The sequence below is a fragment of the Modestobacter altitudinis genome, assembly GCF_005930475.1.
In the GTDB taxonomy this organism is placed as follows: domain Bacteria; phylum Actinomycetota; class Actinomycetes; order Mycobacteriales; family Geodermatophilaceae; genus Modestobacter; species Modestobacter altitudinis.
The window spans coordinates 1-10,015 of the sequence record NZ_SJEW01000113.1 but is presented as its reverse complement, the minus strand read 5'-3'; the positions used below and the strand labels follow the sequence as shown (position 1 = coordinate 10,015).

9 protein-coding genes and 1 pseudogene are annotated in these 10,015 nt (G+C 75.5%); 4 read left to right on the top strand and 6 right to left on the bottom strand.

What is annotated here, in order from left to right:
* Positions 1-439 precede the first annotated feature (439 nt).
* The gene (locus tag FHL79_RS24085) at positions 440-1,171 is read left to right on the top strand and encodes an ANTAR domain-containing protein (RefSeq protein WP_179966116.1); all 732 of its coding nucleotides are present in this window, start codon (positions 440-442) and stop codon (positions 1,169-1,171) included.
* Between the two features lie 12 nt (positions 1,172-1,183).
* Here the strand turns inward: FHL79_RS24085 and FHL79_RS24080 are convergent, their stop codons facing one another.
* The 6 genes from FHL79_RS24080 to FHL79_RS24055 form a co-directional block, all read right to left on the bottom strand.
* Positions 1,184-3,337 carry a glycoside hydrolase family 15 protein gene (locus FHL79_RS24080; RefSeq protein ID WP_218938597.1) on the bottom strand — a complete coding sequence of 718 codons (2,154 nt, stop codon included), beginning with the start codon at positions 3,335-3,337 and terminating at the stop codon, positions 1,184-1,186.
* 208 nt (positions 3,338-3,545) lie between these two features.
* The gene (locus tag FHL79_RS24075) at positions 3,546-4,238 is read right to left on the bottom strand and encodes an NRDE family protein (RefSeq protein WP_246081184.1); all 693 of its coding nucleotides are present in this window, start codon (positions 4,236-4,238) and stop codon (positions 3,546-3,548) included.
* 42 nt (positions 4,239-4,280) lie between these two features.
* Positions 4,281-4,511, bottom strand: a complete 231-nt coding sequence (locus FHL79_RS24070) for a hypothetical protein (protein ID WP_138761081.1) — start codon at positions 4,509-4,511, stop codon at positions 4,281-4,283.
* Between the two features lie 327 nt (positions 4,512-4,838).
* On the bottom strand, positions 4,839-5,390 hold the full coding sequence (locus FHL79_RS24065) for a CHAP domain-containing protein (RefSeq protein WP_138761080.1): 552 nt from the start codon (positions 5,388-5,390) through the stop codon (positions 4,839-4,841).
* A gap of 248 nt (positions 5,391-5,638) precedes the next feature.
* Positions 5,639-6,334, bottom strand: coding sequence for an NUDIX domain-containing protein (locus FHL79_RS24060; RefSeq protein ID WP_138761079.1), 696 nt, complete (start codon positions 6,332-6,334; stop codon positions 5,639-5,641).
* Positions 6,331-6,720, bottom strand: a complete 390-nt coding sequence (locus FHL79_RS24055; RefSeq protein WP_138761078.1) for a DUF4406 domain-containing protein — start codon at positions 6,718-6,720, stop codon at positions 6,331-6,333. The genes FHL79_RS24060 and FHL79_RS24055 overlap by 4 nt, the downstream gene beginning before the upstream one ends.
* A gap of 59 nt (positions 6,721-6,779) precedes the next feature.
* Here FHL79_RS24055 and FHL79_RS24050 point away from each other — a divergent pair, with 59 nt between their 5' ends.
* From FHL79_RS24050 to FHL79_RS24040, 3 genes and pseudogenes are all read left to right on the top strand, one after another.
* Complete coding sequence (locus FHL79_RS24050) at positions 6,780-7,550, top strand: DeoR/GlpR family DNA-binding transcription regulator (RefSeq protein ID WP_138761077.1); 771 nt, start codon at positions 6,780-6,782, stop codon at positions 7,548-7,550.
* A 170-nt stretch (positions 7,551-7,720) separates the two neighbouring features.
* Positions 7,721-8,914 (top strand): 3-deoxy-7-phosphoheptulonate synthase, encoded by a 1,194-nt coding sequence (locus tag FHL79_RS24045; protein WP_246081182.1) that lies wholly within the window; start codon positions 7,721-7,723, stop codon positions 8,912-8,914.
* Between the two features lie 207 nt (positions 8,915-9,121).
* Positions 9,122-10,015: pseudogene (locus tag FHL79_RS24040) on the top strand (hydrolase); the annotation flags it as partial.

Here is a 10,015-nt window from a genome sequence, read left to right as displayed (position 1 = left end):
GCGCTGGGGCAGGGACACGTCGTTCCTCTCGGTGGCGGTCCACGGGGATGCGGGGCCAGCTCGTCGCCGACAACGGTGCGCGTCCGTGTTGAGACTGACCGTAACGGAATGGTGACGGTCCGCGCGACCACATCAGCGGACGAGACGAACTGGTCCGCTTCGTCAGATGTTGACCGTGCGCCTGGCGGGGGTCGATGTGGTGCGCGAGGCGAGCGGGGCGTCAGGTGCCGGAGGTGCGCAGCCGGGTCACCTCGGCACAGGGGTGCTGGACGGCGGGACTGCCGCCGCCGGCGGCGAGGTCGTGGGCGGGGTCGTGGCGGGCGGAGGGCCGTGCCCACCTGGTTTCCGCCACCGGCACTTCGGGGACAGGAAGGAGGAGCCGGAGAGCCCGACCGGTCCGCAGCCACGCCTCCGTGCTGGCCCCTGCAGCCGGAGCCCCGTGACCCTCATCGACGACTTCCACGCTGCGCTGGTCGCCACGATGGCCGACCTGCCCGGCGCGGAACTGCTCCCCGATCGGCTGGCGCACGCGTGCGCGCAGGTGCTGCCGGTGGACGGCGCCGGGATCAGCCTGTTCTTCCAGTCCGGCCGGCGGCTGCCGCTGGGGGCCAGCGACCCGATGTCCGGGGAGGCGGAGCGGCTGCAGTTCACCGTCGGGGAGGGCCCCTGCTTCAGCGCCCACGCCACCGGGGAGCCGGTGGTGGCCGACGAGCCGACCATCCGGTCCCGTTGGCCCGGCTTCTACGACGCCCTGGTCGCCCGGACGTCCATCCGCGGCGCCGTCGCGCTCCCCCTGCAGGACCCGCTGCGCGGCATCGGTGCGCTGGACCTCTACCTGGTCCCACCGCACGGGGTCGCCGAGCTGAGCCTGTCCGACGCCCGGGAGGTCGGTCGCGAGGTCGCCGAGGTCCTGCAGGCGCAGGGCCGCGAGGGCGCCCGGGCCGACGGGCCGGCGTGGTTGGCCGCTCCGGCGGCGGAACGGCGGTCCCTGGTCTGGCAGGCGATGGGCTTCGTGAACTCCGCCCTGGAGATCTCCAGCCCGGACGCGCTGGCCCTGCTCCGCGCCCACGCCTACGCGGAGGGGGCGTCCCTCGACGAGCTCGCCGAGCGGGTGCTCAGCCGCGAGGTCCCGGTGGACGAGCTGTCCCCGGACTCCGACGGCCCGCCGTAGCAGCGGCCGGGCTCACTGCCGGCACAGCGACGTCCCGTACCGGCAGGCCACCAGTTCCGGGGTGTCGATCGGGCGGCCGGCGTCGATGGCCCGCGCCAGCCGGATGAAGCCGGCGTGGCTCCAGGACAGCGGGGTGGCCGAGAACGTCGGCTCACCCGGCACGAAGGCCGAGCCCGGAGCGGACGGCGGCTGGTCGTCCCACACCTGCTCGGCCAGGAAGAAGGAGCTGTCGTCGGCGGACCGGGCCATGGTGTCCAGCCGCTCCTGGGCGTCGACGCCGGCAGCCAGCTCGTACTCGCCGCGCTCACCGGTCAGCAGCGGCCAGCCGCGTCCGATCGTCTCCCGCGTGCCGGGCTCCACCGACTCCCACTGGCTGCCGTCGGCCTTCTCCCCGTAACCGTCGAAGCTCGACCGGTGCCAGAACCGGCCGTTGGCGGTGTCGTAGCCGAGCTCGTCGTCGATGAGCGCCAGCGTGGTGGCGACGGCGGGGTCGGCGGCGTCGACGACCCCGAGCCGGACGGCGTCCAGGAAGCTCGGGTCGAGGACCCGGCGCTGGTCCACGCGCGGCCCGCCGTCGGCGATCTGGATCTCCACACCGGTGTCCGCGTCGCCGTTGTCGGTGATCCGCAGGTAGTAGGGATCCGGCGAGAGCGGGCCGTTCGTGGTGACCGTGTAGCGGCCCAGGTCGCGCTGCCACTGGTCGGCGGTGGCCAGGTAGGTGTCCGACCGTGCCTGGTCGCCGTTGGCCCGGGCGATGTCCGCGGCCGTCACCAGCCCGGCGATCTCCGCGGCGATGGTCGCCGGGGAGTACCCGGCCAGGTTCTCCCAGCGCTCCTGCTCGGTGCGGGGCCCGGTGGCGACCAGGAAGTCCGCGGACAGCCGCACGTGCGCCCAGTCCGCCGGGCCGGTGCGACCCAGCTGGTGGCTGAGCACGATCGGGAAGGCCACCTCGTCCAGCTGCAGTCCGCCGAAGACGGCCTCACCGTCGAGCCGGGCGTTCTGCGGGAACGAGCCGTCGGAGCGCTGCTGGATCGTCCAGAGGTGGTCCAGCGCCCGCTCGGCGGCTGCCGTGTCGCCCATCGCGATCAGCGCCGTGGCGTGCTGGTACAGGTCGCGGGACCAGACCTCGTGGTAGACCGGGAAGTGCTGCAGCTCGTTGGCCCAGGCCCACGGTTTGCCGGGGGAGGCGACGAAGCCGCCGCGGAAGGTCTTGTCCTCCGACGCGGCGATCACCATCGCGGAGACCTCGTACTCGGTCCGCCACCGCTGCGCGCTCGCCGGGACCGGCGCCAGCCCGTCGAGGTAGCGGTGCCAGCCGTCCCGGTAGCCGGCCAGCGCCGCGTCGAAGCCGCCGGCCAGCGCCGCGCCCGCGGTGGCCGCCGCCTCGTCCTCGGTGGTCCCGAAGCCGAGCGCGAGCGTCAGGTGCTGGGCGTCGCCGACGCCGGTCAACGCGGTCTGCCCGGTCTGGACGACGTTGCCCGGGTCGGCCGCCGCGGCGTACAGGTCGTCCAGGACGTGGTCGCTGTTGAGGTCGGTCCACCCGTCGCTGCGGCCCAGGTAGCCGCTGCTGGTGCGGGTGAACCCGCCCGGGACGAGCACCGCGCTGCTCTGCCGGCCGTCGGTGGCCAGCAGGCCACCCCCGGCGGACCGGCCGGTGTCGTCGTTCGCGTTCAGCCCGAGGCCCACGTCGTGCAGCACGTGGACCTGGTAGGGACGGCCGTCCAGGGACTCGAACCGCACGTCGACGAGGACCGCGGACCGGGCGGGGTCGGTGGTGTAGGTCTTGGTGATCCGGTACCTGCCGCTGGTCGCGGTGTTGACCTGTCGGTAGACCAGCGCGCGGGCGTCGACCAGCTCCACCCGGTGCTCGGTCGCCTCGCTCTCCCGCTCGGTGAAGGTCGCCCCGTCGGTCACCACGAACTCGGTGTCCCGGGACCCCGGGGTGTCGATCCGTGGGGCGTACACCTCGCTGAGGACTCCGTCGTTCAGCGTGTACCAGACCTTGCTGTCCAGTGCGCCGATCGCCGTCCCGAAGCCGTCCTTGTCACCGGGGGACCAGTCCGCCGCCTCACCGGGGTACCCGGGTGCGCCCGGCCCGGCGTCCGCGCCGGCCGCAGCCGGGACCACGGAGCCGGCCGACCCCAGCAGCAGGGCAAGGGCGGCCACGCCACCCAGTCGCCGGGCTCGGCGGCCCGCCGTCGGTGCCGGGGCGCGGCCGGCGCTGACCCGTCGTCTCGTGAGCACGGCTCGTCCTCTCCGTCCGGGTGAGCGGGCCCGCGCTATGGCGTCCGCTCCGGTCGGCCCGGGCAGCTGTGACCCGGGTCACGCACAGCCGACTCTAGGACTGGCCCAGTCGCAGGGCCAGGCTCGCCGGTCACCCGTCGGTGATGCTCAGGTCGGTCCAGGGGCGGGCCGTCCACGGCTCGCGGCTGTACGACAGCCGGACCCGCCCGGGTGCTGCCTCGATCAGCTCACCGAAGACGGTCGCGAACACCTGGCCGTCCCGCTCGTGGCGCACCACCAGGGCGGCGGGGTCGTCCGCCGGGGGGCCGGTCTGCAGCAGGCCGCGCCAGCCCTCGGGGGCGTCGGCGGCCTGGAACGCGGCCAGGTGCCGCTCGGCCTTGCGGTCCTCGGGGTTGCCTGAGGTGACCATCACCGTCCCGGGCGGGTGCTCGACCTGCCGGACCGCGTCGCCGTCGACGTCCCAGGTGACCAGTCGGTCGGGGGTGGCCAGGACGAGCAGGAAGGCGGCCATCCCCTCGACGCCGACGTGCTCCCGCCAGTCCGCTCCGTACGCGGCCGCGAGCAGCGGCAGGATGCCGCGACTCGGCGCTCCGGGTGCGGCACCCTGCCCCTGTGGCCGGTTGAGGACCAGGGCGGTCGCCCCGCTCCGGACGTCGGTGGCGCACCACGTCCCGCCGGCCGCCCGGTCGCGGCCGCCGACGGCGTCGGGGAACTCGGGCCACCACCGTGCGGGGTCGTCGAAGGGACGGCTGGTCAGCTCGTCCCGCAGCGCCAGGACCCGTACCGGGCCACCTCCGGACCAGCGGACGACCACGGTGCACACGGGTCCATCCTGCGGCCTCGGACGCCGGGAGTGGGGTCCCGGTCAGCGGCGGGGGAGCCCGATCACCACCGAGTCGTGGCCGTGCGCCGTGCCGGCGGGGTGCGCGTCCCGGCCGGTGACGTGGCCGACGGTCCGCCACTGACCCGGTGCCCAGGCCCGCAACATGAGCCCCTCGTCCGACAGGGCGAGCAACGCGCCGCCCTCGGTCGTCAGCAGGTCGGCCTCGATCCGCTCGTCCTGACCCTCCGTGGTCCCCACCGTCCAGATCGGCATGCGCACTCCCCGGCATCGGGACGCCGCTGTTCAGCGCCCGGTACGTGCACGCAAGCGGCCTTCGGCGGGTCAGTCAACCATCGGCGGGCGCGTCATCGCTCTGAGTGAACGGGACGGTCTCGGTTCGGAAACGACGAGCGGAGGAGCGCACCGTCTGGACCGCCTCGGTCCGCCGGTGGGACCGGACGCGGGCGTGGTCGAGTGCGGTCGCTCACGAGTGGGCGTGCGCAGTCGGCTGCGCAGCGGCGGCAGGGACGCCGATGTAGAGGTAGCGAGGGGCTCGGGTGGTCCGCCGGTGGTAGCTGCGGTCCCCACCGTCGTACTCGCTCACGACCACCGATCCGTCCGCGAGCACGTCCTGGACCACCGCGACGTGGCCGAACGTGCCCGCCGTCTCGACGACCTGGTCCCCGGCGCCGCTCTCCGCGCCATCGGGAGCGGCAGGCGGGGAGGACTCCCCGGGGTCCACTGGGCGATGCTGCCCACCGCCGGCGTGGCCAGCACCGGGAACCCCGCGGCGACCGCGGCGTCGTCCCAGCCGCCCGCCGAGGTGAACAGGGCCCGGCCCTCCGGCCCGCGGGTCAGCAGGGCGAACGGGACCCCGTGCGTGTTGAGGTACCAGGCCGCGTAGGAGGTGCACTGCCGCGTCACGAAGCCCCACAGGTCCAGCGGCATCCCGCCGTCCCCGGCCCACGGGTAGGCCCTCGACGGCGGGCCCGACCCCAGCTGCCGGCCGCGGGCACCGGCCGTGGGCAGGTCGTGGTAGCAGGCGGCGCACAGCAGGACGAGGACGATCGCGGCCCAGCGGCGGACGACCGGCCCTCGCACGGAGGACGTCGGGGTCGGCGTGACCCGCTCCGGGAGTCGAGCCAGCTGCACGGGCCCCCACCACTGCCCCGCGCCGGGTCCCCGCGGTCCCCGGCCGGCCGCGCGCACCCAGGCACGCGAGGCGGCCGGAGGACGTGCTGGTCGACTGGCTGGGGTGGCGGGTCCCGGGCGACGGGACGACACAGCGCGACGTCCCGGCCTGTTCTCTGGACCCCGACCGCGCCCGGTCTGACCACCCGGGGTGGGGGCGCGTACACCAGCGCCCCGGGTCCGACGGCTGCGACAGCAGCCCGCGACGCTCAGCCCTGCCGGGTGGTGGCGAAGGGCCCGGACAGCGCCGCCCACTGCAGCAGCATGACCGTCTTGGCGTCGACGATGCGGCCGTCGGTGGTGCCGGCGAGCGCGTCGTCGAAGCGCAGCTCGCACACCTCGATGTCCTCGCCCTCCTCGACCAGCCCGCCGCCTCGGGCGGCGCGCGTGCCGGGGGAGTAGGGCGCGGCGAAGAAGTGCAGGCGCTCGGTCACCGAGCCGGGGCTCATGTAGACCTCGAACACCGGCGTCAGCTCGCCGATCACCACCCCGAGCTCCTCGGCGGCCTCGCGGCGGATCGCGGTGGCGGGGTCGTCGTCGTCCAGCAGGCCGGCGGCCGTCTCCAGCAGCATCCCGTCGGGGTGGCCGTTGACGTAGACCGGGTAGCGGAACTGCCGGGCGAGGAGCACGGTCCGGCGGTCCGGGTCGTACAGCAGCACGGTGGCGCCGTTGCCCCGGTCGTAGGTCTCCCGCTGCTGCAGCTGCCAGGTCCCGTCGCTGCGCCGCACCTCGAGGGTGGTGCGGCGCAGCACGTGCCACGCTGCCGCCAGCAGCTCGACGTCCCGAACCCGGACGTCCGGGTTGCCGGTCAGGTCCCGCCCGACCCGGTCGAGGTCGGTGCGGCCGCGCGCGTCGGGGACGTGCAGGCCGGGGCCCAGCCGTCGGCGGGCCGTGGACGCGGTCACGCTGCATCCCCGACGCGGACGGCCGGGACGTCCTCGATGCGGTGGTACACCGGCAGCCCGCGTTCCCGCGCGATCGTGACGTCCTGGTCGGCGCCGGTCGACTCGCCCGGCAGGCGCAGCACCGCGTCGCAGCGGGCCAGCAGGCGGGCGGCCACCGGGTACAGCACCTGCTCCGCCAGTGGGTCGTCGACGTCCGCCCCGGCGGAGCGGAGCACCGGCAGGGCGACCCACTCGCCGATCATCGGGACGTGCCCGGCACGGAAGAGCGGCCAGGCCGCTGCCTCCAGCCGGGCGAGGTTGTCGGCCATGAGCTCGGGGTCGCCACCGGTGCCCGACCGGTACGGGCCCGCGATCAGGATGAGCAGCGGCTGTTCTGATGTCGTCATGACGGCGAAGAGTACGCTGAACTCGGCAGAAACGTGAAGTACCGTGAAGAGGAGTGGGTGTGCTCGTCACCGAACGCAGGGACCTCCTGCTCGCGCGGTTGCACCGCGACGGCCGGGTCATCGCCAAGGACGTCGCCGGCGAGCTGGGCCTGAGCGAGGACAGCGTCCGGCGCGACCTGCGGGAGATGGCTGCCGCGGGGCTGTGCCAGCGCGTCTACGGCGGCGCCGTCCCCGCCTCCCCGGCGGTCGCGGACTACGCCACCCGGCAGGGCGTGGCCGTGGACAGCAAGGCGCGGGTGGCCGCGGCCGCCGTGCAGCTGATCGCGCCGGGGAGCACCGTCGTCCTCGACGGCGGCACGACGGCGCTCGCCGTCGCCTCGGCCCTGCCGCACGACCTGGACGCGACGGTCGTCACCCACAGCCCCACCGTCGCCGCTGCGCTGGTCGACCACCCGAGCGTCGAGGTCTACGTGCTGGGGGGCCGGCTGTTCAAGCACTCCGCCGTCACCTGCGGGGCAGCGGCGGTCGAGGCCGCTGCCGGGGTCAACGCCGACCTCTTCCTGCTGGGTGTGACCGGTGTCCACCCGGACAGCGGGCTGACCACCGGGGACGCCGACGAGGCGGCGATGAAGCGTGCCCTGGCCCGGCGGGCCGCCGACACCTACGTGCTGGCCAGCAGCGAGAAGATCGGCGCGGCCTCCCCGTTCACGGTGCTGCCGCTGGCCGACGTCGCCGGGATCGTCACCGACGCCCCGCCCACGCACGACGTGGTGGCGCGGCTGGTGCAGCTCGGGGTGCCCGTCGTCCAGGCGGCCCCCGGCGCGCGCTGACGACGCCGGTCCCGGGGAGCCGGGCGGCTGTGGTTGGCTTCCCCGACGGGGGACCGCGCGAGTTCTGCGGCCCCGTCGGGGCGGACCCGGGTGGGTCCGCGTCCTCGTCGCGGACGGCGACGGTGGTGACGATGGAGGAGGCTCCCATTCCGGCTGACCGGATCCTGGACGTGGCGACGCGCATCGTCGACCAGCTGCTCGAGGTCCAGACACGGGTGAACGGGCAGATCGACGCGACCCTCGCGGAGCTGCTGCCCGACGTGGAACAGCGGCTGGGCGTCGAGCCGGTCGACGACGTCGACCTCTCCGACCTGGTCAACGCCCGGATCACCGGCTCGAGCGTCGTCGTGACACCCGCGGCGGTCGCGACCGTCGTCCCGCTGTCGGCGGGGTCCGCGGCGACGACCCGCGCCGGGCGCCGTGCCGCGACCGACATCGTCACCGGGCGCGACGACCGGCTGGCCGTCATCGCCGGCCCGTGCTCGATCCACGACCCGGCGGCCGCCCTGGAGTACGCCGCGTTCATCGCCGCGATGCGGGAACGCCACGGCGAGGACCTCGAGGTCCTGATGCGGACGTACACCGAGAAGCCGCGGACCGAGGTCGACTGGAAGGGCTTCGCCTACGACCCGTTCCTCGACGGCTCCAGCCGGATCAGCGTCGGGCTGGTCGCCACCCGGTTGCTGATGTGCCGCATCACCGCCCTCGGGGTGCCGGTGGCCGCCGAGCCGCTGAACGCGCTCACCCCGCAGTACGTCAACGGCCTGGTCACCTACAACGGGGTCGGCGCGCGCAACGTCACCGACCAGACGGCCCGGGAGCGGGTCTCCGGCTTCTCCTCCGTCGTCGGGTTCAAGAACTCCCCGGAGGGCAGCATCGAGGCGGCCATCTCGGCGGTGCTGACCGCGCGGGCGCCGCACGAGTTCCTCGGCGTCGACCACCACGGGGTCAGCGCGCAGCTGTCGACGACGGGCAACGACACCGGCCACGTCATCCTGCGCGGGGACAAGGACGGCCCGAACTACTCCGCGGCGCACATCGCCGACACCAAGCGGCGGCTGGCGGCGCGGGGGCTGCCCGAGGTCGTCGTCGTCGACGCCTCGCACGGCAACAGCCAGAAGGACCACCGGCGTCAGGTCGACGTCGTCGCCGACCTGGCCGGGCAGGTCGCGGGCGGCGAGCACGCCATCCGCGGGGTGATGGTGGAGAGCAACCTGGTCGCCGGGCGGCAGGACCTGGACCGCCGGCACCCCGGGAGGCTGGAGTACGGCAAGAGCGTCACCGACGCCTGCGTCGACCCCGGGACGACGGAGCTGCTGCTGGCCGAGCTGGCCGAGGCCGCCCGGGCCCGGCGCCGCCGCTGACACACCCGGCGCGGGCGGTGCCCCGGGTCGGCACCTACGGTGCAGCTGCGGTCACCCGGAGGTGGGGGCCGGCGCGCCGGACGCTCGGGCAACCGGGCGGTCGTGCCGAACTGGTCAGCACCGGCGAGGCACGGCGGTCCTCGCGAGGGGACCGGCACACGGGGGAGAGGGCGTTCAGTGCACCAGCGAGCAGGGACGAGTGCGGCCGTGTGCCGTCGGCTGGCAGGCCGCACCGCCGGCCTCGCGGTCGCCGTGGCCGTGCTGGTGGCCGCGGCCCCCGGGTCGGCGTCGGCCGCGCCGCAGGCCCCCGCCGACGGCGAGCTCAGCTCCGCGCAGCAGACGGCGGACGCCGCCGCGGCCGAGGTCGGCCGACTGCTGGCCCAGGCCGGGGCCGCGCAGCAGGCGGTGACGTCCGCGCACGCCTCCGCCACCGCGGCCCGGGCGGCGTACGAGCAGGACCTCGCCGGGCGCCAGCGCGCCCAGCAGGCCGCCGACGCCGCCCAGACGGCGACCCAGCAGGCGCAGCAGCAGCTGACCGGCGCCCGCGCCGACGTCGCCGCCTTCGCCCGCAGCAGCTACAAGGACGGCAGCACCTCCCCGGGGCTGCAGGCGCTGGTGACCGCCGGCGGGCTGGACCAGCTGCTCGAGCGGGCCGCGCTCCTCGACTCAGTCGGTCAGGGGCGGGCCGACGTCGTGGGCCGGCTCACCGTCGTCCAGCAGCAGGTCGACGACGCCTCGGCGGCAGCGCGGGACACGCTGGCCGCGGCGGCCGCGCTCGAGGACCGGGCCGCCGCCGACCTGACCGCGGCCGAGCGGCTCGAGGCCGACGCCCGCCGGCAGGCCGACGCCCTCGCCGCCGACCAGGCCGGCGTGCAGGCCCGGCTCGACCAGGCGCGGAGCACCGTGGTGGCCCTGCAGGACCAGCGCACCGCTGCGGCCGAGGCCGCCCAGCAGGAGGCCGCCGCGCAGACCTCGGCGGCGCAGGCCCCGGCGCCGCAGAGCTCGACGCGGCAGGCCCCGGCGACGCAGGACCCCGCCGCGCCGTCGTCCACCGCGCCGGCGCCGGCCGCGCCGCCGACCGCGGCCCGGCCCACCCCGGCC